We start from the raw sequence: 25,222 nt of genomic DNA, 5'->3' as shown, positions 1-25,222 counted from the left end.
AACTATTTTTATTTTAAAGGTTTCATCAGATTTTTTCTAATCATTTTTCAATATATCCAAAATGAAATTCAGAAGTTTTTCGAATTATTTGCGTAAATCCATATTTTTTAAAACGTTCGCTTTTAAAATGATCCTTCAGTACCACTCTTTTTCTTGCTACTCTTTTAGCTTGTTCAATGACTTCTAACGTTAAATCATCATAGTTAGCCAGTACTTTTAACCCCGCAATGCCATTTGAAGCTTCAATATTCTTTTCAAACATAGGGTCAAAGTATACAACATCAAAAGTATTATCTGCTAAATTTGATAAATAACTTTTATAATCAACATTCTCAACAATAATTCGATTTGTAATATTCATCCAATCAGAGATATTTTGTTGGTTAGTTTGAAGTCCTTTTGAAGTCAAATATCCAATAATCGGGCTTTTTTCTAATCCAACTACCACTCCCGAATCACCTACTACAAAACTTCCTACAATACTATCCGAAGCCATTCCAAGCGTACAATCGAGTAATGAGTCGCCCTTTGATAATAAACTAGCATCACAAAAAGGATCATGTTCCCCTTTTAATAATCTTCTAATTCTAAATACTGAAGAATTTGGATGGAAGAAAAATGGTGCAGCTTGTCCATTTTCATACCATTCTAATCTCTTCTTTCCTACGACAAGTATGGGCTCATTCCACTTCTCGTAAAGTTCATCTAAGCTAAATTCTTTTCTAGTTACAGTTTTACTATGTAAATCTGTTGCAATTTCCTCTGCTTGTTTAGTGAGTAATAAAGTTGGCCTTAGGCAAGTTGTTACGATCATATGTCTCCTTACATTAAGAAAAAAGAGGAAAATTCCTCTTTTTACATTTGGCTAAAGATTGACTGAATTCTTGCTTTAATATCTTCTGGGCTAGAGCCTTCAATTTGCTCTCTTGGGATGAAGCCTACTACTTCTTTACCTTTAAACACTGCCATTGAAGGTGAAGATGGTGCAAAATCAGCTAAATATTCTCTTAAAGTTGAAGTTGCTTCTTTATCTTGACCAGCAAAAACCGTCATTGCATGTACTGGTTTTTTTTCTGATTCAATAAGCGCTTGAACTGCAGATGGTCTTGCTAATCCAGCAGCACATCCACAAACTGAATTAATGACGAAAAAAGCTGTATCCTCTAAATTATTCATAAATGATTCTACTTCTTCACTTGATGTTAGTTCAGTAAAACCGTTTGAAGTTAATTCTTCCCTCATTGGTTTTACAATACCTTTCATATACTCATCGTATGCATTCATTGTTTTATTCCCCTTTATTATTTTCTGATTTCATTTTTTCAGTCATTTGTTTCCAAACTGATCCTAAAGCTTCTTCACCATTCTCTATACGATGTAAAGCTAGTTGAACTTGTAATTTCACTTCAAATTCTGGATCATCTAACGCATCTTTCAAAGCAGGGATCGCACTTTCATCTCCAACTTCAAATAGAAACATTGCTGCACGCCATCTTACTAATTTACTAGGATCTTTTAAAGCCTCAATCATAGCAGGTGTAGCTTCTTCAAATCCTAAATCAGATAAGCAGTCTCCCGCAATTCGTCTAACACCTACTGCTTTATCCTTTAAAGCTTCATATAAATACGGTAAGACTAATTCTGATTTTATCATACCTAGATATGCTGTTGCTAACCTTCTGATTGAAACGTGTTCATCTTTTAATGCGATTTCTAGAAGTGGTAAATCTTCTATTGTTGGATTCACTTTAACAAAACGTGCATATCTCTTTTTCCAGTCTGTTTCACTAAAAATATCCATCGTAAATGGCTCGAATTTTGGTGCTTCGATGTTTTCCTTATGCGCCACTTCACTATTCATTACTTGATTTACGATTGCTTGTACATCTTGTTCTGTATGAGTAGCCGTTAATTCGTCAATTATTTCTTTTTCAATCGTAGATAACTCACCGTATCGAATGCCGTAGTCTACCCATTGTCTTTCAAATACGACATTGGATGCTGCTGAAGTGAGCTTCATGATTGCTTCTTTATAAAAAGAAGGTAATGCTGCTCTTTGTTCTTCTCCGTTTACAATTAGTTTTAATTGCATAGGAATATTATGATACATTTGTACGAATACTTGAACTTCTCCAAAATGAGTATCAATTTGATTTTCCTCAACGCTTGTTTCATTCAAATCTTCACCAAATACACTGCGAACTTGTTGTAAAATATTTTGCCAATTTGCATTCGATTTTCTATCGATCGCTAAAAAATCCGATACATGATATACACTTTTAACGCCATCAATTGATAATATATCTTTAATGATGGACGGTGCTTTATCTACATTATCTAAGGAATAATGATTCCTGCTACCAGAAGGTAATTCTTCATCAAGTAACACTTTCATTGTATTTGGACTTGGTGTTGGTTCAATTGATTTAATCTTCATTGTGATCTCCTCTTCTTGTTTCATTATCTTCATCTTATCAAAAAGAGGAGAAACTCACTATTGTAATGCATTCACAAATTTTTCAAATTCAGAAGCATTTGAATTGCTTACATTTTGAGCTGTCTCTTCAAATTGACCAGTTATTAGGTGAACTTTCTCAGCAACTACTTCAGTCACAAAAATTTGTTTATCCTGCTCGTTAACATAACTTGAAGTTTTCACAATTCCTTCAACTGAAACTTCCATTCCTTTTTTACCCTTTTTAGCAACATAATCTGCTGTCTGACCCCATAACTTAATGGAAACATAATTCGTTTTGTTCTTTTTCATATGTGCATTGTAAGTAGTTGTAGCGATACTAATAAAAGATGATTTCCTTCCATTATTAGTAGTTTGTAACATTGGTGTTTTTGTTAATCTCCCTAAAATGACAACATTATTAATCATGATAACCAACTCCTTTTTTTAACTACAATACACTTTTAAACGTATCTCGTAAAAACATGGAAATGGCCTTTTACATAATATTATTTAACAAATTTTACAATTTAAAATGTAAAAATTAAACTGTTAAAGACAATTGGCATTTCAAAAATCATATTTCACCTTATTTCAAACTTTCTACTAGATCACTTAAAACCGACCATCGCTCCATTTTATGTTCAAGTTGGCCTTCTTTTTCTTCAATTTCCTTTGACAGTTTAAATGCTTCTTCAAAGTTTGAACCGACCTCTAACAACTTTTCATTAAGTCTTTCGATCTCACTTTCTAAAATCTCAATGTCGGATTCAATACTATCCCACTCTTTTTGCTCTTGGTAAGTTAAACGCTTTTTCTTCTGTTCTTTCTGATAAACTGGTTTTTCAACTATTGCTTTTTCTAATTGAATTTCTTTTGCTTCAATTGTTTTTCGTTCTAAATATTCAGTATAGCTCTCAAGAGTAGAAGAAACTTTCCCATTACCTTCAAAAATAAGTAGTTTATTCGTGACCTTATCTAAGAAATAACGATCATGGGAAACCGTTACTACAACCCCATTAAAGTTTTCTATATAATCTTCAAGTACCGTTAATGTATCAATATCTAAATCATTTGTTGGCTCATCTAATAGTAAAACATTCGGTGCTGTCATTAATAGTTTTAATAAGTATAGTCTTCTTTTTTCTCCACCAGATAGCTTTCCAATTTGAACACCATGGGAATGAGTTGGAAAAAGAAAAGTTTCTAACATTTGCGATGCAGAAATTGTTTTACCGTCCGGTGTATAAATTACTTCTGCTTCTTCTTTAATATAATCAATTACTCTCATTGTTGGTGATTGTTCCTCTTGAATTTGAGAATAATATGCTACTTTTACTGTCTGACCTGTTTCAATTTCACCATCGTCAATTTTTTCTTTACCAATTAACATTTTTAAAAGTGTTGTTTTACCAGCACCGTTCTCACCAATAATGCCAATATGATCATTTTGAATTAATAGTAGATTAAAATGATCTAATATTTTTTTCTCACCAAATGATTTACTTACATCTTTAAACTCAACAACCTTTTTCCCTAATCGAGTTTGCTTGAAGTTCATTTCTAACTCGACTTGCTCTTGTTGACCCATTTTACTAGATAAGTCTTCAAATCTTTGAATTCTAGCTTTTTGTTTAGTTGTTCTTGCTTTTGCACCTCTACGCATCCATGCAAGTTCTCGTCTAAATAAGTTGTTTCTTTTCTCATTTGTTGCAGCTTCTTGTTCTTCTCTAGCCGCTCTTTGTTCAATATAGTACTGATAGTTTCCTTCATATCGATATATATTCCCATTAGATAACTCTAATAGAGCAGTAGTCACTTCGTCTAAGAAGTAACGATCATGCGTGACAAATAATACAGCATTCTGAAGTCTCTTAATGTATTCCTGTAAAAACACAATACATTCATAGTCTAAATGGTTTGTAGGCTCGTCTAAGATTAGTAAATCACATGGATGAATTAAAGCTTTCGCTAGGGCAACTCTTTTTTTCTGTCCCCCAGAAAGTAGGGTTACATCTAAGTTTAAATCGTTTAATCCTAGTTTTGATAAAATCGTCTTTGCATTTGCTTCTAAATCCCACGCATTTTTCGAATCCATTTCAGCTTGCAATGTTAATAACTCATTTTGTAATACATCATTTAATGGATCAGCTTGAAGTTTTTGAAGAGTTTTTTCATAATTTTTTACTAAAGTCATGATTTTATCTTCACTTTCGAAAACAGCTTCTAATATAGTTTGTTTTTTATCGAAATCTTCGTGCTGTGGTAAATAACTTATTACATAATCTTTCGGTGTAATAATCTTCCCGTCATCTGCTGATTCTGTACCAGCAATAATTTTTAATAAGCTTGACTTACCAGTTCCATTAACACCTAATAATCCTATTTTTTGCCCTTCACTTACAGTAAATGAAATTTCATCAAATAAGGTTTTTTCACCATAAGTTTTCATTAAATTTTCTACACTTAATATTTTCATTTAGTAAAATTCCACTCTTTCATAAATTGTTCAATGAAATTCTCCACGTATGAATGTCTTTCCTTTGCCATCTCATAAGCACTGGGTGTATTCATTAATTCTTTTAATTTTAGTATCTTTTCATAAAAATGATGAAGTGACGAACTTTGATCACTTCTATATTCTTCTAACGTCATATTTTCTCTAATTTCAAAGTTTGGATTAAACATGCTACGATTCTTTTTGCCACCATATGCAAATGTTCTCGCAACTCCAATTGCCCCAATTGCATCTAGTCGATCTGCATCTTGAACAATCTTTCCTTCAAGTGTTGTTGGAATGACACCATTGCCACCTTTATATGAAATGTTTTCTACTATGTATATAATTGCATTGACTTGATCACAATTATGTAAAAGATTAGAGAGCGTTTCAATTAGTTGTTCCTTTTGATGTTTTAGGTCAGTATGTAATTTATCATCAATCACATCGTGTACAAGTGCTGCACATTCAACAATAAATTCATCTGCATTTTCTTTACGTGCTATGTGAACAGCTAAATTTCTTACACGGTCAATATGATACCAGTCATGACCACTACTATCTCCACTATGTATATTTCGAACATAATTTTCTAAATTAGAAATGATTTTTTGCTGATTCATTCTTTGTCCCTCCAAGAATAGACTAGAGTTATTATAACATTTTTCTTTGAATGAAAAACAACGAGAGTATAATTCTGGAACGATAATTGTACGATAAAAAAACCTTCACAAAAATATGTGAAGGCATTTTTTAAGCTTTTAATAATTTTTCAATTGTAGCTTTCATTTCTTGTGGGTTTGTTTGTGGAGCTACTCTTTCAACAACCTCACCATTTTTATCAATGATAAATTTTGTGAAATTCCATTTGATTGATTTTAGTCCCATTATTCCTGGAGCATTTTTACTTAAATATTTAAAAAGTGGATCTGCATTTTCTCCATTAACATCTACTTTCCCTAAAATTGGAAAGGATACACCATAGTTCAGTTCACAAAAGCTTTGAATTTCTTCATTTGAACCAGGTTCTTGATTCATGAATTGATTACATGGAAATCCAATTACAACTAGACCTTCATTTTTATATTCTTCATAAAGCGCTTGAAGATCTTTATATTGAGGAGTGTATCCACATTTACTTGCAGTATTGACGACGATAACTACCTGATCTTTATAGTTAGATAAAGGTATTAATTCTCCCTTACTATCCTTTACTTGAAAATCATAGATACTCACTATACATTCCTCCTAATTGGATTTACTTTTATAGTAATTTTTTTCCAACAAAATGTCTAATTTTAAAGCCTCATTTTTAAAATTTCTTCAAACATAAACATAATTAATTTATAGTTAAGATGGGAATTTGTTTTTCTTCACCATTTTACATATGAAATTGGAGGAAAGAAATTGAAAAAAATCGGCGAACTAACATATTTAATTGATTTATATGATCTTTCATTTCCTAATCGAACCGGCAGTTATGTCATACTTTCAGAAGAAATTACCGTTATTGAAACAAGCGCAAGTCCTTCGCATGAATACTTATTAAATGGACTAAAGGAATTAAACATTCCTCTTGAAAAAGTTAAACATTTGATTGTGACACATATTCATTTAGATCATTCAGGTGGAGCAGGTTTATTAATGGAAAAATGTCCAAATGCAACTCTCTATGTACACCCAAAAGGAGCACCCCATTTAGAGAATCCAACTAAGCTAATAGCAAGTGCAAGACAAGTTTATGGAGAAGATTTCGACCGTTTATTCGATCCGATTCTGCCTGTGGATCAACGTAGAATCTATTCTGTCCAACATGGTGAAGAGCTAATGATCGGAAAGAATCATAAATTGTCATTTTTATATACTCCTGGTCATGCAAATCATCACATTTCAATTTTTGATCATCAAAGTAAATATATGTATACAGGTGATACAATCGGCATTTATTATCCACAGTTAGAAAATGAAATTGGACCATTTGTTTTACCGTCAACGTCACCTAACCAATTTTCATATGAACATATGATTGATTCTTTACATTTAATTAAATCTTTTCAACCAGATGCCATCTGTTTTGGTCACTATGGTTTATCAAATCAAACACAATTTATCTATGAATCCATTCCTTCTTATCTAGATTTATTTATGAATAAAACAAATTCAATTATTGAGCAATATCCAAATTTAACATTCTATGGGAAAAGTACATATTTGAGTAATGCTTTGTTCGAAGAGATTAAACAAGAATTGATTAACAAGAACATTCAAGCAGATCATCCAGTATTTAATATCATTAAACTAGATATAGAAGTTTCAGCAATGGGACTAATCCTTTCAGTTGAAAAAAATAAAAAACGAAGCAATTAAGGATAGCGTTTCTTTCACACTTATTTTGACTGTTTTGTGACCACTTCGACTGCGATTTGGTCATTTTTTTGGAATAAAAAAAGCGTGTGATCATTCACACGCTTTTAATATAATTTATTTTTGCTTTTTAAACTTTTTAAAATTATTTTTTGGACTTTTATTTGTCGGTAATTTCTTATTTTTTTCAATTCTTACTTTCTCTTCTACATTCTCAGATATTTCAAGTTTACGAACTTCTCCATGTGTAACGGATAACTGTTCAAAGAATAACTTTTGCGTACCTCTTAATGTAAATAGATGCTTCTTTTCACGAGGTGTCACTAAATTAATAACTGTACCTTGATTGCCCATTCTACCTACTCGACCACTGCGATGTGTATATTGTTCAACTTTTTCAGGTACGTCTAAAGTAACGACAAATGGTAAGTCCTGAAGATCGATACCTCTTGCTGCTACATCCGTTGAGAATAACAGCGATGTTTTACCAGATTGAAGGTCTTTTAATACTTTACTTCTTTCCATTTTACCTAATTTTGAATGAAGCACAGCAGTTTTAATTCCTCTGAAGTTTAATTTCGATGCATAGCCTTCTAATTTAAATGGATCATTACTAAATACTAGTGCTTTCATATTTTGCATTGATCCTATTCTTCTTAGTAATTCTAATTTTTCTCTTTCTTCACAAGGAATAAATCCATGCATGATATTTCCTTCAAGACTTTGATCAACTGTAATTTCTGCTAGGTTCGTACTTTGCTCTTTCGCAAACTGCATCGCTTGAGGAGTAATAGTAGCTGAAAAGAATAATAACTGACGATCTTTTAATGTCGCTTTAACAATTTGAGGTAGGTCTTTTTGATCATCAGTCTTAATTAATTCATCTACTTCATCAAATACAATCTTTTTAACAGCATGCATTTTAAGTTTTTTCAACTTAATCAACTGCATAATTCTACCTGGAGAACCTACAATAATTTTCGGCTTTTGTTTTAGCTTTTCAACTTGGCGTTTAACATCTGCACCACCAACAATTGAAGCTACTTTTATATTTGTATTTTGAGTATAGTCCTGTACAACTTGGAAAATTTGCATTACCAATTCACGAGTTGGTGCCATTATGACAACTTGAGGATTTTCCTCATTCTCATCAATTAGTTTAAGTAGTGGTAATACATAAGCAAGTGTTTTACCTGTTCCAGTTGGCGATTGAACAACTACATCTTTTCCTTCTAGAATTGCTGGAATCGCCTTTTCTTGGACAGAAGTCCACTTTGTAATATTATTTTCTTTTATTTTTAAAATTGTTTTCTCTGTTAACTGAAAATGTTCCATTTAAATCTCCTTTAATATTTCTCATCAAACCATTGTAACATTATTTCCGAAATATGTATCAATTCTTCTAATTGATCAAATTCATCTTCTGTTATTTTTTTGATAAATTTAATGATTAACGATGTTTCTGTTTTATTTTTATCAAAAAATGATTGTTTAATGTTATGAAAAACGTTGAATTGTTGTTTTGTGTGATTTTGCAGTAGCATTAAACTTCTTTGCAAAATTTCAGTTTCTATTTCCTTATTGAAAAAAAATGTTTGCTCTATATAACAACCAACATCTTCACTAGAAGCTATCAATTCAGCGTATAAATCTTTAGCCGTTGTTACTAATGTAAATTTACAACTCACATTGCTTTTCACACTATTCTTTTTATATGTTATCGAAAATTCACGATTCATTTTCGATAAATTCATAAAATCATCTCTATCAATAATCAGATAGTCACCATCTAAATCCTTATCATATAAGATTCCTTCAACAATCACTTTCATATTATCAAATGCTGTTGGATCAAACATATGAATTTCCCCTTTACATAAGAAAGAGGATATCCAGTAAGTTGGTATCCTCTACCTCTGTTAAAATTAATGTATCTTTAAAATAGACTTTTTTAATGTTGCTATTGAAAGTAAACGCACTCGAACCTTCCATTGTAATCAACTTCAATCTTTATGATTCCAATCAAAAAAATCTTTCAGAGAATTAAAATAACCCTAAAGCTCGACCATTTTCATCAACATCCATGTTTAATGCGGCAGGTTTCTTTGGAAGTCCTGGCATTGTTAAAACATTCCCTGTTAAAGCTACAATAAAACCTGCTCCAATCGAAGCTTTTAATTCTCTAATTTCTACCTTAAATCCTGTTGGTCTACCTAATGCTTGTGGCTGATCAGATAAAGAATATTGTGTCTTAGCCATACAGATTGGAAGATTTCCCCATCCATTTTCATTAAATTCTTGGATTTGTTTTTTTGCTTTTGTAGATAAATTAATTCCGTCAGCGCCGTATACTTCCTTCACTATTTTCGTGATTTTTAATTCAATTGAATCATTTACATCGTATAAATATTCAAAAGGCTCTTTCGGTTTTTTCAGTAAAGAAACAAGTGTCTCAGCGAGAGAAACGCCACCTAATCCACCATGTTCCCAAACTTCTGTTAATACAACAACTACATTATTTTTATTGCCCCACTCTTGAATAAAACTGATTTCCTCTTCAGAGTCAGTAATGAATTTATTAATTGCCACTACGGCAGGGACATTAAATTTTCGAATCGTTTCAACATGTTTTTCTAAATTGCAAATCCCATTTTTAATCGCATCAACATTTTCAGTCGAAAGCTCATTTTTAGGTACTCCACCATGCATTTTTAATGCCCTTATAGTTGCTACAATTACTACCGCATCAGGCGTAACACCAAGCGCTCTAGTTTTGATGTTTAAAAACTTTTCCGCGCCTAAATCTGCACCAAAACCCGCTTCTGTGACGACATAATCACCTAATTTTAATGCCATCTTCGTTGCGATTACACTATTACAGCCATGCGCTATATTTGCAAATGGACCACCATGAATAATTGCAGGTGTATGTTCAATTGTTTGTACGAGGTTTGGTTTAATTGCGTCCTTTAACAATAATGTTAATGCACCTTGAACATTTAAATCTCCTACCGTTACCGGTTTTTTTTCATTAGTATAAGCAACTACTATGCGTTTTAGACGAGCTTTCAAATCTTGGATATCAGAAGCTAAACATAAAACAGCCATGATTTCAGAAGCTACAGTTATATCAAATCCATCTTCTCTTGGTACTCCTTCGGTAGGTCCACCAAGTCCGATGATAATATTCCTCAATGCACGATCGTTCAGATCCACAACACGTTTCCACGTAATTCTTCTAACATCAATTTCAAGTTCATTTCCTTGTTGTATATGGTTATCAATAAAAGCTGCAAGTGCATTATTTGCTGTCGTGATTGCGTGAATATCACCATTAAAATGTAAATTAATATCATCCATTGGTAAAACTTGAGAATATCCTCCTCCAGTTGCTCCACCTTTTACGCCCATAGTAGGTCCTAATGAAGGTTCACGTAATGCCACAATCGCTTTTTTTCCAATTTTATGAAAAGCTTGTGCTAATCCAACAGTTACCGTAGATTTACCCTCTCCTGCTGGTGTAGGATTGATTGAAGTAACTAATATTAACTTCCCATCATCATTATTTTTTAAACGTTCCAATACTGACAGTGATAATTTAGCTTTATAATGTCCATAATTTTCTACATCATCTTCAAATAAATCTAAATCCTTCGTAATATCCGATATTTTTTTCATTTTTGATTCAAATGCAATTTCTAAATCTGACTTGCTCATTAAATCATCTCCATTAGCTCTTCTTCGATATCCAAATTATAGCATGATTTGACACTTTTTTCATTTTATCAATTCTACATTCAAAAATACGATTTTGGTGCTCAAATTAGTAATTCTTTCTACTTATCAAAGAACCGCTTAGATGCATACTAAACATAAGGCATAAATGAAAGGAGTGGAATTATGTATCGTCATAAAAAAAATAAAACGAATAAACGAAATCATAAATTGTCAGATGATCATAATGAAGAATACAGTACAGAATTCTATCCGACAAGGAATGTTTTCTATAGTGATACTGATTCTGAATCAAAAACGTATCTTTGGAAATTGGTTATAGGATATACCGCTCTATTTTTTTCTCTATTTTCATTATTTTTCATGCCGGTATTATTTGGATTAATCGGGATTGTTCTCGGAATTTATACTGTTACAAAAGGTCACTCAACATTAGGTTATACATCAATTGGTTTTGGTTTATTTTCGGTGATCGTCTCCATTTTCTATAATTTACTATTTGTCTTAAGTGCAATTTTATAGCATAAAAAAGAGGATTCCAGTAGGATCCTCTTTTAAGATTTCTTCGATATATCACTTTTTTACAGTGTTTTTATAAAAAACTAAGTAAAACTCATTTAAACCTAGCTACACACCCCTGCCAGTCTGAATGTAAGTATACTAAAAAAGAGAATTCATTAGAATCCTCTTTTAAACTTCAATAACACTCCACTCATCATCTTTTTTAGAGTAAGTTAAGTTTGCAAAGTGATTTGTTATTTCTTTATATTCTTCAACATTTTCTAACACTTCATCAACACCAGAATAAAAATCAACACGGAAAATTGGTATTTCAATTACTTTTCTATTTTCGACTCTTTCACTAATATCAATGATTAATCCATCCTCCATTAGAGGAAATAATGTTAGCATTAGCTTTAAATTGATTGGTGTGATTGCTTTTGAACGTTGAAATATATTTAAACTTCTACGTTGAAGATGTGACATTTTATATGAAATAACATTACACAGCATAATGATAAAATCATTCATTCGTTTATAATATACTTTTTGATACATTCCATCACTAATACTCATATAAGCAAATGAGTTATTTAATCTTGGTATAAATGGCTTGTTTAATGGTTCTTTTTTATGTGCAAGATACAAAAGTTCTGCAATTTCTTTAGGCTCTAGTTCATCTAAGTCTGCTAATTCCTCGAAATCGATCCAACAAAGTTCATCCTGTTCGGTTTGATCTAAAATAAATTGGTTTATATAATCTTTTTCAACATAAAAAAAAGAAGAATTTAAGTTAAAATCCGACCATTGTACATCATGTTTTAATAAAAGAATATTTTGAAGTGGAAATGGCAGCCCTTGTACAAATTCTTTATAATTTATTCCAGAAGTAATAAAGCAGTGATTATGCTTATCACCATAAATATAGATAATCTCCTTTACCGAATCAATTCCTGCCAACGAAAATGCCACCTTTAATTTTTTTCTTTATCATATCATATTTTATTGGATAATTATCATTGAATATGAAAAAATAGATTCTTTTTACCTACAAAAATTACTAATATTTGTCATTTTTTTTAATAATAATGATTTTTTCCCTAGCAATTATACAGGTGGTCTACATAAATTTGTTGTTTTTGTTTGAATTGGTTCTTTAGTAACAGATTTGATACTCCATTCTCCATCGTCGTTTGAGAAATGAAACTTTACTAAAGTATATGGTGGTGCTTGTTGTGGTTTATATGCGACCAATTGAATTGTTGCGCCAAACACATACGTTCCATTATATTTCTTTTTAATACTAGTAATTGCTGCACAATTATATTTTTCACCTGGGCCAAACATTTTGAACAATTCGTTATTAATCGTTGGAAATAAAATTGATAATACCGCATCTTCAAGAACTTCATTTTGTGCAGTCACTGCATATGTAGGTTTAGAGTTTGAAAATAATAAAAATACAAATAAGATCAGGATTTTTTTCTTCATGTACAGACCCCCATTCCATAGATTAATGATTTACTTACTTTCTATTCTTTACAATTTCGAAAAGGTTATGTTACAACTTACATTTATATGTAGTCATAAAAACTGACTTTTGAAATCCAAACTTGTTTTTGGTGCATCGATGACTGAATCGATCGTTATTTTGAATAAATCCTTACATTTTTGGCCAAAAAAAGAAAACTGCTTAGATTTCTAAACAGTTTTCTAGTCAATTATTTTTTTTTATTCTCTTCTACTTCTAAATCTTCGTATTGAATTTCTTCAATCGTTTCAACTGAACTTAATTCTTCAGTTTCTTCTAATTCATCTTCATTTTCTTCAAGAATAACTTCTTCTACTACATCGTTGTCATCCTCTAGAATCATTTCTTCATTAACTAATTCATTTATATCTTCATTTTGAATTTCTGTTTTCTCAATGTTATTTATTTTATTTTGTGTTGGTTCATTGATTTCATTCTGTTCAAAAGCTTGTTCAGATACAAAATCAACACTACCTTTCTCGACTGATTCATCGATAATAAACTGACTGATTACATGATCTAATTGACCAGCAAGCTCTGTTAATAAAACTGCACTTGATGCTACATCATCCATTGTAGCACTTTGTTCTTCGACTGAAGCGGCAGTTTGTTGAACACCAGCAACGCTTTCTTCTGTAACAGCTGCAACTTGTTCAATAAATTTCATTAATTCCATGCTACCGTCCTGCATTGTAAATAATGTAGTAGCTATTTCTTGAATTTCTAAATTCATATTTTCTACTCGGCTATTAATTCCATTAAACGTTTCACCAGTAGCTTCAATAGATTGTGTACCCTTTTCAACTTCTTTAAATCCAGCATTTAAAGAAGTTGCCATTGCAGTAGCCTCTGTTTGGATTGATTGTACGATTGACGTAATATCCTGAACAGATAATTTAACTCCTTCAGCAAGTCTTCGAACTTCTTCTGCAACAACTGCAAATCCTCTACCTGCTTCGCCAGCTCTAGCAGCTTCAATTGAAGCATTTAATGCTAATAAATTCGTTTGATCAGCAATATCACGAATTACTTTAATTACTTTTGATATAGATTTTGCATGAGAAACTAATTGCTCTACATTTTCCACTGAGCCCTTTACAACGTCATGAATGATTGTCATTTGTTGTAATGATTCATTCATTTGTTTGTAGCCAAGACTAGTACGATCTTGAACTTCATTAGAAGCGCCTTTTAATGTTTCACCTGCTTGACCAGCAACAGACATTTTATCATTGAAATCACTCATCATTTCAGCCATCTGATTAGAAGATTCAGCCTGAATACCAGATCCAGTTGCTAATTCTTGCATTGTAGCTGCAATTTGTTGAGAACCTTTTTGAACATCTGAAGCTGATTGCGTTAATTCATTACTACGTTCGTTCATTTCAGTTGAAACATTATTCATTTGCTTAACAATACGTAGTAAATTCTCTTTTACTTTATTTGTTGCACTAGATAGTAAAGCAATTTCATCTTTACCATCAAAGACTTCATTATTAACAGCTAAATTACCCTCTGAAATTTCATTAATTGAATAAAGTACTTTATTCATTTTTTTATTAATAAGGCGATTTGCAATATATAGAGCAATGCTCGATAGTAAAGCACTGATTAAAACCGCTAATATTAATACTGTTTTAACAGTTTTTATTGCACCTTCAACTTTTTCATCAACTTTACTATTTTTCTTTTCTAAAATACTAATTATTTCGCTAGATTTTACATCTATATATTTTTGCGTACCATATGCTTGTTGTACAAGTAATTTTATGTATGAGTCATCACTCCCACCTTCTTCTACGGTTGGTACTATTTTCTTCTCAAAAATATCATTCATTAGCTGATTATATTCTACTACATCACCAATTGTTTTTTGTATTTTCTTATTATTAATTGATTTTGTCTTTTTAATTGACTTTAAAAATGCCTGATCAATTTCTCTGTAATTAGTAAGTGAAGCTTGGTCTTTAAAAGTTGCATAACCAGATAGTGCTACATATTTTTTATAAAAAGTTGATGATAATTTTTCAGCCAATAAAGCTTGCTGATTTATTTCGTTTGCATTTTTGTATTCACTTCGTATTGAGTTTAATAACCCAAATGTTAAAGCTGATGAAACAACAAATACAGAAATTGTACCAATCGTGACAATTCCATATTTCCCACTTATTCGTATATTTTTCAAGCGAATCATTACAGAAAACCCCTTTTTATATATTTAATTTTCAAAAAATAATATGTAAATTGATCTATGTTATTTTCCTTTTGAATCATTTTTAAGAACTCTGTTTAAAGTTATATCCTTCTGTGATTAAATAGTTTACAATTCCGTCATGGATTGCCTCTGCGATTATTGTTAATTGCTCACTAGAGCTTAAATAAACCTGATCTTTTTTTGAATCAATGAAACCTAACTCTGTAAGTACTGCAGGCATTGAATTATCTCTTATTACTTGGAAATTACCATGATGAATCCCTCTATCAGCTAAATCCCAAGCATTTAACATCTCTTTTTGAATGGAAGATGCTAACGATTGACTTTCTGAAATGAATGGATTTTTTCCGTTATTACCATAGTAATAAGTATCAGAACCTCCGCCGTTACTTCCACTACCTGAATTTACGTGAATGCTTACGAACAAAATTGCTTTATTTTGCTTCGCAATTCTAACTCGTTCACCTAAATCCAAGAATACATCCGATTCTCTCGTTAAAACGACTTTGACGTTTGAAGGTTCAAACGATTGCCTAATTTTCAACGCAGTTTCTAATGTAATGTTTTTTTCATTTAACTCCTTAAAGTGTGTACCTGGGTCCTTACCACCATGTCCTGCATCGATCGCAATTACAATTGTCTTATCAAGTGAATTCGATTTTGGAGAAATGTAATCATTGCTTACATATCCAACTATTTTCTTATACTTAATTTTTGACCATTTTGTATATTTGGTTAATAATACTAGCTCTTCACCCTTTAAAACCGAGCCAATTATACTAGAAGATACAGATTGTTCTGCTCTGATATTTAATTTATCGGCTAATACATAGACTTTTTTTACTAAATTTTCAGTATCATCTATATTTTCATTATTTTTTTGAGGTGAATCTATCTTCTTTACATATTTACTTGAAATAAAAGCTTTGCCATTGATGGAAGAAATTTCAACCCATTCTGAGTTAAATTGCCTACCTTCAAGCTGCTCATTTTGATTTACTACTTTTATAATTGGATGAGAAGTTGACGGTCCTAAGCGCATATTGACTTTATTTGCATTCGATTTATAAACATTTTTTTCAAATGAAAATTGTATTGATTTTGATAAAAATCCAATTTTACCATTAAATTTAGCAACAATTACATTACCTAATTTTGAGATGACCATGAAACTTTTTTTCTTTGGAATTTCTAAGATGTGTTGAAAGTTAGAGGAGGGTCCTTCGGTAAGGAATAGTGTACTGTCTGAAGTGATTGCTTGACCCGATGCTTCGTACTGATTCTTTTGAAAATGCCTAATAAATCTAGCAAAAAGTACTGCAGCTGTTTTTTTCTTCAAATTTGAACTTTTAGTAACAAAACTTATTTCTTCTTTTGACATTACATTTTCTAATTCAATCATTTGAATTAATTGTGTTTCACTTAATTTTTCATAACCAATTAGCTGATATAAAATTGACATCATTTCATAATAGGTTAATTGTTTCTTTAAACTTCCACTTTTTTCCCACTTTTGATAAATAGTATCTAGTTTTAACTCTTTTATAACTAGCTTTGTTTTTGCATCTTCTGACATAGATTTTGAACGTAAATTCTTTTTCTCATCATATGTAAAATATTGAAGCCAACTCATAAATTCTATATTCGTAATCGTTCCCTCTATATTTAAATCCGTTGGTAAGATTTTACCTTTTTGCAAATATGAAATTTGAATTTTCTCATCTGTAAATATATTAGGTGGTTTAAAGGTGGCATTTACAGAATTCGAAATGAATAAAACATTACTAATCAAACATATGATAAGGATTTTTAAACTCCTCATGTTTTTGTCTCCTTTTGTCTAATTCTGTATATAATTATCATATAAGAAAGAAACATATATTGGAAGATTAATATAATAATATTTAAAAAATTAAATCTATTTAGCGTTTTAGTTTACATAATAATATTATCAAACCGAATATATTGTACTTGCTATTTATCACCAAGTTTTTACATCAAAAAAAGCAACTAATTAATATTTTAATTAGTTGCCTTTCATGTAGTTTCAGTTTTTAGTTAAAATTAAGTATGCGTGCTCGTTCTTTGATACGCTTTTTTCATGGGGTGATTGTTTAACTTGTTGTCTATTTCTTTACCCGCTATTTTTTTGAGCTTCCTTCACTTTGCTCCATTTCTTAACCATTATCTTTCTCTGCATTCCAATAGTATTCGCTCAAAATCTCTGAAAGTAAATCAATTGTTCGATACAGTTCAGGTAATGTATTATCTACGCCACCGACTTCAATTAATAAAGAATTAGGAGATAAATCTTGATTATATACGCCATTACCTTGTTTATAGTTCTTACTATAAATCCCTCTCGATAATCCTTTATTTACTTTCTTAATTTCATTATTTATCGCTTTTGCGAATGCTAAGTTCTTTTTGTAATTTTTATTTTCTACGCCAACAACAAAGTAAAGTTTTGCGTATTTTTCACCATCAATATCTATAGTTGTTACTTTTCTTCTTTGATCGTCTCTGTGTATATCAATTAAATATTCTAAATTCTGATCTTGAGCAATTGCTTCTTGTACAATGAGTCGAGACATTTTGTAAGATGATCCCCAAGTCCAATCCCTATTGGATAGTTCATTTCCGATATTTGTTTTATCATCAACAGCACCAATACCAGCAGCTTGCAAATTCTTCTTTAATCGCTCACCTAGTAAACTAACATTTACTTTTGGTGATGATGCTTGGTTTGGTGTCTTTGCTCCAGGAATTAGCGGTAAAAACGATTCCCAGCTATGTGTATGATAAATAAAGAACACATTACCATCAGTTGTTTTGCTAGGTGGTTTAGTTGGTTTCAACGGTTCATTGACTGGATCCTTAACATCGGGATTCTGATTAATTTCATTTATCGTTAAACTCGATTCAATTGGTAAATTCGTAAAATCTGTTCCCTCACCAGCAACTAATATATTATTTTCAAATTTAGTCATACTTGAGATTTCGTGAACTAAAAGACTTTTAGGATCATAAAGTCTGATATTTGTGATAAACGAAAATAAAATATTGCTGATAGGTTGTCCATTCTTTGATAATTCGTTTCCTAATTTGAAATGGCCATTTTCATACTCAAACGCTTTGATAAATCCTTCATAGCTCATTTTTTCAAACCATTGATGTATATAGTAGGATTTTGTATTTTTCATGGATGTAACAAAAAGACTTGCGACCAAAAATAACAAGACAATGCCAACAAAGACACTTGCCGTAACTCGTTTCAGGTTAATAGATTTTATATAGATTGCTTGTCTCATTAAATCACCTCTACTAAATCCTATGTACAAGCTCTATTAATTAGAATGAAAATATCTATAAAAAAAAGAGGTGTCTAAATAGACACCCTTTTGAAGAATTGACATAGATTAACCATAGCTGTAAAGACTAGACAAAAATACTATCTTCTGCAACCAGAAAAGTTTGTTCTTGGGTTTGCGATACAACTGTCTTCAGCTGCACGCAATTGGCGTTCGCAGAAAGAGCTTGGTGATACAGAGTCATTACGATCACGATTTCTATCTTTGTGACAGCCACAGTCCTCGTCATCTTTTCTCTTACATGGTTTACGTACAGTTACCCACTCTCTATCGTCTCTTACTGGCTCAGTACGTCTGTGATTACAACCACCACAAAATCCCCACATTTAAAAACACCTCTATAATTATTTTATTGTACATACTTAACATACGTAGAGATGGTTGTTTATGAATGTGTACATACCTATATATGAACAAGTTTTTTCTCAAATTTAGGCAGTTTCATTAATAAATGATGAAAATTGAAACAAAACATCCCTAAACAGTTCTAAAAAGTAAGAAAGAGCACTCATTACGGTACGTGAAATTAGAATTAATTGGTCGGATATCTTTACATTTCATTTCTTCAAAAAAAAAATGGGCTTTATGCCCATTTTATTTATTTCTATATACATATTGGTTTTTCGGTGGATCAATCATTTTTGTTTCAGTTATCTCAATGTACGGAATGTTTACTTTAAATGGTTGATAGTACATTTCTTTGATAACTCCTGTCGCCTCAACCCATTGGTCATTTTCAAATGACTGGTTTTTAGGTAAATCAATTAATAATCCGTAAACGCCTGAATCAGCTACACAATGGATAATGCCAAATCGGAATAAGAACAATTGGTTTTCATTAAGTCCTTTTTCCTTATATATAAAGCCCTTAAACGTAATCTTCTTACCAATAAAATGGCCAGGCTCATCGTAAAGTACTTCCATTCCTTTTAAGAAATCCTGATCATTTAAAACAATATGGTCCTTGCTAATATATTCTTTTGATTCTTGGTCAATTAACTTCTGATAACCTTCTTGTCCATAATAAATGCTTAAATCTGGTTTTAAGTACTGTCTTTGCATAAACGGGTCATGATTATTTGGTTCAGAAACTGGAAAATGGAATCCTTTTGCTTGAACAATCGTAGAATCTAAACTTGCAATCGGCAGGAAAATCCCTGTGATTAACGGAAACAAAAATATAAAACCATTTAATACTTTTCTGATTCCTTTAGACTCTTTATGAACGTGGCCATGGTCACATGTATGATTACATTCTTGATCATGGTCATGACCTTGATCTGCTGTTTTAAATGTATGAATGACTTGAATGATTGTTAAAAAAGCAAATAGAATACCTGCAGTTAATGATAAATAAGAGTATTTCATATTGATATATTTTGAGATACTACCTGTAATATGCATTTGCATTAAGAAAAATGTAAAACCTAATAATACATATGCTCTTGCCATATAGATTCTCCCTTATATTAATATTGTTACTGCAAACGTTAAAATCGCAGCTAGTCCGATAATAATGAAAACATATTTACTTTTAAAGTGTTGAAACAGCATTAAAGTATTCTTAATATCTACCATTGGGCCGAATACCATAAAAGCAACAATCGAGTTAATTGAAAATGTACTCTGGAATGATGATGCCACAAATGCGTCAGCCTCTGAGCAAAGTGATAGTATAAATGCAAGAATCATCATAACGATAATACTTGTAACTGGACCATTTCCAATTTTCATTAGCGTCGAAGTTGGGATAAAAGTTTGGACAAAAGCAGCAATGAATGCGCCTAATATTAAAAATTTCCCCATTGAAAAGAACTCTTCAATTGCATGAACACACACGCTCCATAATTTTCTTTTCACTGGTAATGTATGATTGACAGGAATAGATTCTAAATCATGTTTTAATGGGTTTTCAATTTTAAGAAATGATAATATGATACCAATTATATATGCTACGATCATTGCAGCTCCTGCTCGATAGATTACTATTTCAATATTATTCCCAAAAGCGATAAATGTTGCGAATAGTACAATTGGATTAATAATAGGCCCAGTTAACATAAATGCTACTGCTACATAGTGTGGAACGCCTTTTTTTATTAATCTACTAACAATAGGAACGATACCACATTCACATCCTGGGAAAATAAATCCTAATAGTATTGCCACAAATACAGCACCATACCGATTCTTAGGAATGATTTTTGATAACATTTCTTCTGTTATAAAAATTTGAATTATCCCTGATATGAAGACACCAATTAAAATAAATGGCAATGCTTCAACTACGATTGATATAAAAATCGTGTTCATTTGCAAAAATGAATGATATAAATTCGAAGTCATGTTCTCACCCCATGTTGCTAAAAATTAAACTCACAAAACCTCCCTTAAATCAGGTCGGTCATGTGAGTTAAAAATACCTTTTTTTCCAAAATATAAATGCAATTGTTGAAGATAATAATGCTGAGATTCCAATAACAATCGGAAAAGCATGTGGAATGTTTGCTAAAGGAATGTGTACATTCATTCCAAAGAAACTAGAAACCATCGTTGGAATTGATAGGATAATTGTAATTGATGTTAAAAATTTCATGACAATATTTAAGTTATTTGAAATAACGGATGCAAAAGTATTCATCATACCACTTAAGATATTGCTATAAACCTCTGCCATCTCTATTGCCTGTTTATTTTCAATGATTACATCTTCTAATAAGTCTTCATCATCTTCATACATTTTTAATACGTTACCTTTTAGGATTTTTTGCATCACAATTTTATTTGCTTTTAGTGATGTTGTAAAGTATACAAGACTTTTTTCAAGATTCAGCATTGTAAATAATTCTTGGTTTCTCGTTGACTGATGTAATTCAGCTTCAATCTCATTCGTTTTACGGTTAATTTGTTTAAGATAACGAAGATAGTAAGTAGAAGATGTATGCAATAACTGAAGTGCAAAACGAGTCTTCTTAAACGTGAAAAATCCTTTAACCTTTTGATAGATAAATCTTTCGAAAATTGGATTCTCACTTAAACAAATCGTTACAAACGTATTAGAAGATATAATCATCCCGATTGGAATAGTATCAAAAATTGTATTTCCAGTATCATCATGAGCTACAATTGGAATGTCCACGATAATAAGAGTATGTTCTCCTTCAATTTCAATCCTTGAACGTTCTTCATCATCAAGTGGATCTTTAATGAAATCTAAGTCTAAATCCAATTTTTGAACTAAAAATTGAATCTCTTGTTCGCTTGGATTGATTGCATTGATCCAGCAACCTTTTTCAATTGTATCGACTTGATTTAATTTTCCCCCTGCATCAGATACGTAAAAATTTAACATATATACTCACCTCTAATTCTAAAACAACACATCACATTAATAGCATACGAAACATTCATGCTTGTTTCAACCTTTATTATAAAGAAAGCGGTTTTTCTAATAATCAGTTTTATTTGGAAATTTTTACTAATATATACATATTAAGTAGAACGAAAAAGGTCACTACAAGTGACCTTTACTCTTAATACCCATTTTGATATAAATGATTCATTTCTGTCATATCATTTACATACTCATATAACTTTGCCTGACTTTCAAGCTCTTCTTTTGTATTTTTTGAAAAGTCTCCAGCAGTTAATTGCTCTTGAACACTAGATAGTGTATTTGATACATCGTTTTTTACATCCTCATAATTCATTGAATGCATAAAGTAAACTCATCCTTTCTACATTAAGTTTTTCTATTATATGTAGAAACAGGACAAACCACTCATTTAACTTATTTATTTTTATTTGAGATTAGCTTCTTAATTAATAAGTAAACGACAAATAAAGCAAATGCAATCACAATAAGCATTGGTGTATATGGTGCTAAAACTTCTTTGGCTGTATCCCAATTACGACCTAGCTTCTCTCCCACAAGCACAAAGAAAATTGACCAAGGAATGATTGCCAAAACAGTATAAAAAGTAAATTGACTAATTGGCATTTTTGCAAGACCAGCAGGAATTGAAATAGCATGTCTTACAACCGGAATAAATCTAGCAGTAAAAACTACACCCACTCCATATTTAGAAAACCAATTTTCCGCCAAATCAAGATGATGCTTATTTATCAGTATGTATTTCCCATATTTTTCAATAATTGGTCTTCCACCATAATAGCCGATCCAATATAAAAATAACTGGGCGATTGTCCCACCTATAACACCTGCAATGATTGCTCCAATAAAATTGATATGACCTTCTGCTACAAGATAACCAGCATATGCTAGTACAATTTCACTTGGTATAACCTCTATCATTAAACCTAAAGCCACTCCAAAATAGCCTAATGACGCAAAGAACTCTAATATTTGATGTATGATTTCAGTCAAAAGCTACTCTCCTCTCATATAACAACTTGTACTATCAAGATAATACAAAGGAAACAGTTTTATGTCAAAATTCAGTAAAAAAAGGACCACTTTTAAAGTGGCCCTCTCATTTAAAAATTAGTTTTTGATTTCAACGTATTTGTAAGTGTAGTCAGCACCGAAGTTGTGGTTGATTAAACCTTTAACTTTTGGTTGTTGTACATATGCAATCGCACGTTGGTAAATCGGAAGAATAGCAGCTTGATCTTCAACTAAGATTTTTTCAGCAGCTAAGAATGCTTCTTCACGTTTTTCTGGGTTTGTTAAGAATTCTCCACCAGCTTGACCGATTAATTTATCGTACTCAGCGTTAGAGAAGCCCATTTGGTTGAATGAAGAAGGAGTGATGAACATATCAAAGAATGTCATTGGATCTTTGTAGTCAGGTCCCCATCCACCGAATGAGATATCATAATCTTTAGCAGTTTCTAAGTCTAATTTTTGACCAAATGGAACTGTTTTGATGCTAATAGATAATCCTGGTAAGTTCTTTTGGAATTCACCTTGTAGGTACTCAGAGATTTTTTTGTTAACATCGCTATCAGAACCTAATAATTCTAATTTTACTTCTTTTTTACCGATTTCTTTTAATCCTTGTTCCCAAGCTGCTTTAGCTGCATCAGCATCAAATGTTACTAAGTCGCCAGAAGCTTTACGGAAGTCTTCGCCTTTAGCTGTTAAGAAATCAGCTGGAGCTAAACCTGTTAATGGAGCAGAACCGTTGTTTAAGATTACACTAGTAATTGCTTCACGATCGAAAGCTTTGTTTAAAGCTTGACGGATGTTTACGTTTTTAAGAGCTGGGTTCTTCGTTTCGTTTACACGTAAGAAGAATACTGTTGGCTCTAAGAATGAATCGAAGTTAGGATCTTCTCTGAATTTATCAACAAACTCAGCACTTAAAGTGATACGATCAACTTCTCCTCTTTCGTATAAGTTAACTTTTGGTTGCTCATCAAGAACAATGTTAAAGTTGATTTCTTTTAATTTAACTGCATCTGCATCATAGTAATCATCGTTTTTCACTAATTGGTAGCTAGTGTTATGTTTCCATTCGCTTAATTCAAATGGACCATTGAAGATTAATTTATCAGCTTCTAGAGCGTAATCTTTACCTTGAGCTTCAACGAACTTTTGGTTTAATGGTAAGAATGTTGGGAACGTTACTAAAGAATCAAAGTAAGGAATCGCTTTAGCTAAAACAACTTCTAAAGTTTTGTCATCAATAGCTTTAACACCTAAAGTGTCAACTTTCGCTTTACCAGTAGTTACAGCTTCACCATTTTTAAGTGCGTTCATCATGAAAGCATACTCGCCACCAGTTTTTGGATCAGCAGCACGTTTCCAAGCGTACTCGAAATCGCCAGCTGTTACTGGATCACCGTTTGTCCATTTTGAATCACGTAGGTGGAATGTGTAAGTTAATTTATCATCTGAAATATCTACGCTTTCAGCGATACCTGGTTTAACTTCATCATTTTCACCTAATACATTTAAACCTTCCATTACGTTAGCTAAAACGTTGAAAGATTCAGCATCAGTAGTTGTACCAGAATCAAGACCTGGAAGTTCTGCAGGACCGATTAAGTTAAGAACCTGTGGTAATTTTTTGTCTGTGTTTTTTCCAGTGTCTTTTTCATCTTTACCTGAATTACAAGCAGTTAAAAGCATGCTTACAGCAACAGATAGAGATAAAAAATAAGAAACCTTCTTTTTCATTTGTTTGCCTCCCCAATAAAAATAGTACAATTAGACTTAAAAACTATTAAAATATTCGAACAATTCATTGTATGAATTTTTAATAATCTTTAATATACTTTTATTTTACATAACTTTTAGAAAATATCAACAATAAATCGACATTTTTTTCAAAAAACTTAATAAATTTAACATAAAAGTTTAACTTTTTGTTAGTTTTCGCACATATTTTTCCATTTTTTTGTATAATTGCTCATTCTTTCTTATAAATATAAATTTACCTCCTCTATTAAAATTGGCACAGTTAGAGTAGAGTGATGAATTTCGATAGAGTCTACTAGTGCTCCTGAGATATGCTATTCTACCTTTTCTTAAAATTGATCAAAACTTATTAAGGTTAGGAAGCTTTTTAAAACTTGATTCTCG

General features: G+C 31.4%; 24 protein-coding genes. 2 read left to right on the top strand and 22 right to left on the bottom strand.

Annotation, left to right across the window (positions count from 1 at the left end):
- Positions 1 to 40: 40 nt before the first annotated feature.
- The 7 genes from ACX6U0_RS16645 to ACX6U0_RS16615 all read right to left on the bottom strand — a co-directional run bounded on the left by ACX6U0_RS16645 (position 41) and on the right by ACX6U0_RS16615 (position 6,191).
- Positions 41 to 814 carry a class I SAM-dependent methyltransferase gene (locus ACX6U0_RS16645; protein ID WP_464960998.1) on the bottom strand — a complete coding sequence of 258 codons (774 nt, stop codon included), beginning with the start codon at positions 812 to 814 and terminating at the stop codon, positions 41 to 43.
- A 41-nt stretch (positions 815 to 855) separates the two neighbouring features.
- Positions 856 to 1,284 carry a BrxA/BrxB family bacilliredoxin gene (locus tag ACX6U0_RS16640; protein WP_464960997.1) on the bottom strand — a complete coding sequence of 143 codons (429 nt, stop codon included), beginning with the start codon at positions 1,282 to 1,284 and terminating at the stop codon, positions 856 to 858.
- Between the two features lie 4 nt (positions 1,285 to 1,288).
- Positions 1,289 to 2,437 (bottom strand): conserved virulence factor C family protein, encoded by a 1,149-nt coding sequence (locus tag ACX6U0_RS16635; RefSeq protein ID WP_464960996.1) that lies wholly within the window; start codon positions 2,435 to 2,437, stop codon positions 1,289 to 1,291.
- 57 nt (positions 2,438 to 2,494) lie between these two features.
- Positions 2,495 to 2,884 (bottom strand): single-stranded DNA-binding protein, encoded by a 390-nt coding sequence (locus ACX6U0_RS16630; RefSeq protein ID WP_464960995.1) that lies wholly within the window; start codon positions 2,882 to 2,884, stop codon positions 2,495 to 2,497.
- Between the two features lie 160 nt (positions 2,885 to 3,044).
- Positions 3,045 to 4,934, bottom strand: a complete 1,890-nt coding sequence (locus tag ACX6U0_RS16625; RefSeq protein ID WP_464960994.1) for an ABC-F family ATP-binding cassette domain-containing protein — start codon at positions 4,932 to 4,934, stop codon at positions 3,045 to 3,047.
- Positions 4,931 to 5,578, bottom strand: coding sequence for an HD domain-containing protein (locus ACX6U0_RS16620; RefSeq protein ID WP_464960993.1), 648 nt, complete (start codon positions 5,576 to 5,578; stop codon positions 4,931 to 4,933). Before ACX6U0_RS16620 ends, ACX6U0_RS16625 begins: the two co-directional genes overlap by 4 nt.
- A 130-nt stretch (positions 5,579 to 5,708) precedes the next feature.
- The gene (locus ACX6U0_RS16615) at positions 5,709 to 6,191 is read right to left on the bottom strand and encodes a glutathione peroxidase (protein WP_464960992.1); all 483 of its coding nucleotides are present in this window, start codon (positions 6,189 to 6,191) and stop codon (positions 5,709 to 5,711) included.
- 171 nt (positions 6,192 to 6,362) lie between these two features.
- Here ACX6U0_RS16615 and ACX6U0_RS16610 point away from each other — a divergent pair, with 171 nt between their 5' ends.
- Complete coding sequence (locus tag ACX6U0_RS16610) at positions 6,363 to 7,322, top strand: MBL fold metallo-hydrolase (protein ID WP_464960991.1); 960 nt, start codon at positions 6,363 to 6,365, stop codon at positions 7,320 to 7,322.
- A gap of 114 nt (positions 7,323 to 7,436) precedes the next feature.
- On the opposite strand, the gene ACX6U0_RS16605 is transcribed toward ACX6U0_RS16610, so the two are convergent.
- From ACX6U0_RS16605 to ACX6U0_RS16595, 3 genes are all read right to left on the bottom strand, one after another.
- Complete coding sequence (locus ACX6U0_RS16605) at positions 7,437 to 8,654, bottom strand: DEAD/DEAH box helicase (RefSeq protein WP_464960990.1); 1,218 nt, start codon at positions 8,652 to 8,654, stop codon at positions 7,437 to 7,439.
- Between the two features lie 11 nt (positions 8,655 to 8,665).
- Positions 8,666 to 9,178, bottom strand: coding sequence for a hypothetical protein (locus ACX6U0_RS16600; protein ID WP_464960989.1), 513 nt, complete (start codon positions 9,176 to 9,178; stop codon positions 8,666 to 8,668).
- 184 nt (positions 9,179 to 9,362) lie between these two features.
- Positions 9,363 to 11,036 (bottom strand): formate--tetrahydrofolate ligase, encoded by a 1,674-nt coding sequence (locus tag ACX6U0_RS16595; RefSeq protein ID WP_464960988.1) that lies wholly within the window; start codon positions 11,034 to 11,036, stop codon positions 9,363 to 9,365.
- Between the two features lie 183 nt (positions 11,037 to 11,219).
- Here ACX6U0_RS16595 and ACX6U0_RS16590 point away from each other — a divergent pair, with 183 nt between their 5' ends.
- Positions 11,220 to 11,576: a permease gene (locus tag ACX6U0_RS16590; RefSeq protein ID WP_464960987.1), complete on the top strand. Its 357-nt coding sequence runs from the start codon at positions 11,220 to 11,222 to the stop codon at positions 11,574 to 11,576.
- Between the two features lie 168 nt (positions 11,577 to 11,744).
- Here the strand turns inward: ACX6U0_RS16590 and ACX6U0_RS16585 are convergent, their stop codons facing one another.
- The 12 genes from ACX6U0_RS16585 to ACX6U0_RS16530 all read right to left on the bottom strand — a co-directional run bounded on the left by ACX6U0_RS16585 (position 11,745) and on the right by ACX6U0_RS16530 (position 24,817).
- Positions 11,745 to 12,515 (bottom strand): oxalate:formate antiporter, encoded by a 771-nt coding sequence (locus ACX6U0_RS16585; protein WP_464960986.1) that lies wholly within the window; start codon positions 12,513 to 12,515, stop codon positions 11,745 to 11,747.
- 147 nt (positions 12,516 to 12,662) lie between these two features.
- A complete protein-coding gene (locus tag ACX6U0_RS16580) occupies positions 12,663 to 13,046 on the bottom strand; it encodes a DUF3888 domain-containing protein (protein ID WP_464960985.1) in 384 nt (127 codons plus the stop codon).
- A 230-nt stretch (positions 13,047 to 13,276) separates the two neighbouring features.
- A complete protein-coding gene (locus tag ACX6U0_RS16575) occupies positions 13,277 to 15,280 on the bottom strand; it encodes a methyl-accepting chemotaxis protein (protein WP_464960984.1) in 2,004 nt (667 codons plus the stop codon).
- A gap of 82 nt (positions 15,281 to 15,362) precedes the next feature.
- The gene (locus ACX6U0_RS16570; protein WP_464960983.1) at positions 15,363 to 17,123 is read right to left on the bottom strand and encodes an N-acetylmuramoyl-L-alanine amidase; all 1,761 of its coding nucleotides are present in this window, start codon (positions 17,121 to 17,123) and stop codon (positions 15,363 to 15,365) included.
- 355 nt (positions 17,124 to 17,478) lie between these two features.
- Positions 17,479 to 18,612, bottom strand: coding sequence for a stage II sporulation protein P (spoIIP, locus tag ACX6U0_RS16565; protein WP_464960982.1), 1,134 nt, complete (start codon positions 18,610 to 18,612; stop codon positions 17,479 to 17,481).
- A gap of 140 nt (positions 18,613 to 18,752) precedes the next feature.
- Complete coding sequence (locus ACX6U0_RS16560) at positions 18,753 to 18,998, bottom strand: hypothetical protein (RefSeq protein WP_464960981.1); 246 nt, start codon at positions 18,996 to 18,998, stop codon at positions 18,753 to 18,755.
- 268 nt (positions 18,999 to 19,266) lie between these two features.
- Positions 19,267 to 20,124, bottom strand: coding sequence for a TIGR03943 family putative permease subunit (locus tag ACX6U0_RS16555; RefSeq protein WP_464960980.1), 858 nt, complete (start codon positions 20,122 to 20,124; stop codon positions 19,267 to 19,269).
- Positions 20,125 to 20,136: 12 nt separating this feature from the next.
- The gene (locus ACX6U0_RS16550; RefSeq protein ID WP_464960979.1) at positions 20,137 to 21,018 is read right to left on the bottom strand and encodes a permease; all 882 of its coding nucleotides are present in this window, start codon (positions 21,016 to 21,018) and stop codon (positions 20,137 to 20,139) included.
- Between the two features lie 67 nt (positions 21,019 to 21,085).
- The gene (locus ACX6U0_RS16545; protein ID WP_464960978.1) at positions 21,086 to 22,024 is read right to left on the bottom strand and encodes a magnesium transporter CorA family protein; all 939 of its coding nucleotides are present in this window, start codon (positions 22,022 to 22,024) and stop codon (positions 21,086 to 21,088) included.
- A gap of 181 nt (positions 22,025 to 22,205) precedes the next feature.
- Positions 22,206 to 22,391, bottom strand: a complete 186-nt coding sequence (locus tag ACX6U0_RS16540) for a hypothetical protein (protein WP_464960977.1) — start codon at positions 22,389 to 22,391, stop codon at positions 22,206 to 22,208.
- Positions 22,392 to 22,462: 71 nt separating this feature from the next.
- A complete protein-coding gene (gene uptA, locus ACX6U0_RS16535; protein WP_464960976.1) occupies positions 22,463 to 23,059 on the bottom strand; it encodes an undecaprenyl phosphate transporter UptA in 597 nt (198 codons plus the stop codon).
- A 117-nt stretch (positions 23,060 to 23,176) separates the two neighbouring features.
- Positions 23,177 to 24,817, bottom strand: coding sequence for a peptide ABC transporter substrate-binding protein (locus tag ACX6U0_RS16530; protein ID WP_464960975.1), 1,641 nt, complete (start codon positions 24,815 to 24,817; stop codon positions 23,177 to 23,179).
- Between the last annotated feature and the right edge of the window lie 405 nt (positions 24,818 to 25,222).

The organism is Gottfriedia sp. ABJ_BB2_2 (assembly GCF_055484705.1).
Note: the sequence above shows the minus strand (reverse complement) of the source record. Positions and strands in the feature narration are given on the sequence as shown.

Excerpts from the sequence above, each read along its gene's own strand:
- spoIIP (WP_464960982.1), bottom strand. The coding sequence starts at position 18,612 with ATGAGACAAGCAATCTATATAAAATCTATTAACCTGAAACGAGTTACG.
- ACX6U0_RS16590 (WP_464960987.1), top strand. The coding sequence starts at position 11,220 with ATGTATCGTCATAAAAAAAATAAAACGAATAAACGAAATCATAAATTG.
- ACX6U0_RS16570 (WP_464960983.1), bottom strand. The coding sequence starts at position 17,123 with ATGAGGAGTTTAAAAATCCTTATCATATGTTTGATTAGTAATGTTTTA.
- ACX6U0_RS16580 (WP_464960985.1), bottom strand. The coding sequence starts at position 13,046 with ATGAAGAAAAAAATCCTGATCTTATTTGTATTTTTATTATTTTCAAAC.
- ACX6U0_RS16545 (WP_464960978.1), bottom strand. The coding sequence starts at position 22,024 with ATGTTAAATTTTTACGTATCTGATGCAGGGGGAAAATTAAATCAAGTC.
- ACX6U0_RS16630 (WP_464960995.1), bottom strand. The coding sequence starts at position 2,884 with ATGATTAATAATGTTGTCATTTTAGGGAGATTAACAAAAACACCAATG.
- ACX6U0_RS16540 (WP_464960977.1), bottom strand. The coding sequence starts at position 22,391 with ATGCATTCAATGAATTATGAGGATGTAAAAAACGATGTATCAAATACA.
- ACX6U0_RS16640 (WP_464960997.1), bottom strand. The coding sequence starts at position 1,284 with ATGAATGCATACGATGAGTATATGAAAGGTATTGTAAAACCAATGAGG.
- ACX6U0_RS16635 (WP_464960996.1), bottom strand. The coding sequence starts at position 2,437 with ATGAAGATTAAATCAATTGAACCAACACCAAGTCCAAATACAATGAAA.
- ACX6U0_RS16625 (WP_464960994.1), bottom strand. The coding sequence starts at position 4,934 with ATGAAAATATTAAGTGTAGAAAATTTAATGAAAACTTATGGTGAAAAA.
- ACX6U0_RS16620 (WP_464960993.1), bottom strand. The coding sequence starts at position 5,578 with ATGAATCAGCAAAAAATCATTTCTAATTTAGAAAATTATGTTCGAAAT.
- ACX6U0_RS16645 (WP_464960998.1), bottom strand. The coding sequence starts at position 814 with ATGATCGTAACAACTTGCCTAAGGCCAACTTTATTACTCACTAAACAA.
- ACX6U0_RS16600 (WP_464960989.1), bottom strand. The coding sequence starts at position 9,178 with ATGTTTGATCCAACAGCATTTGATAATATGAAAGTGATTGTTGAAGGA.
- ACX6U0_RS16605 (WP_464960990.1), bottom strand. The coding sequence starts at position 8,654 with ATGGAACATTTTCAGTTAACAGAGAAAACAATTTTAAAAATAAAAGAA.
- ACX6U0_RS16530 (WP_464960975.1), bottom strand. The coding sequence starts at position 24,817 with ATGAAAAAGAAGGTTTCTTATTTTTTATCTCTATCTGTTGCTGTAAGC.
- ACX6U0_RS16550 (WP_464960979.1), bottom strand. The coding sequence starts at position 21,018 with ATGACTTCGAATTTATATCATTCATTTTTGCAAATGAACACGATTTTT.
- ACX6U0_RS16555 (WP_464960980.1), bottom strand. The coding sequence starts at position 20,124 with ATGGCAAGAGCATATGTATTATTAGGTTTTACATTTTTCTTAATGCAA.
- ACX6U0_RS16560 (WP_464960981.1), bottom strand. The coding sequence starts at position 18,998 with ATGTGGGGATTTTGTGGTGGTTGTAATCACAGACGTACTGAGCCAGTA.
- ACX6U0_RS16595 (WP_464960988.1), bottom strand. The coding sequence starts at position 11,036 with ATGAGCAAGTCAGATTTAGAAATTGCATTTGAATCAAAAATGAAAAAA.
- ACX6U0_RS16575 (WP_464960984.1), bottom strand. The coding sequence starts at position 15,280 with ATGATTCGCTTGAAAAATATACGAATAAGTGGGAAATATGGAATTGTC.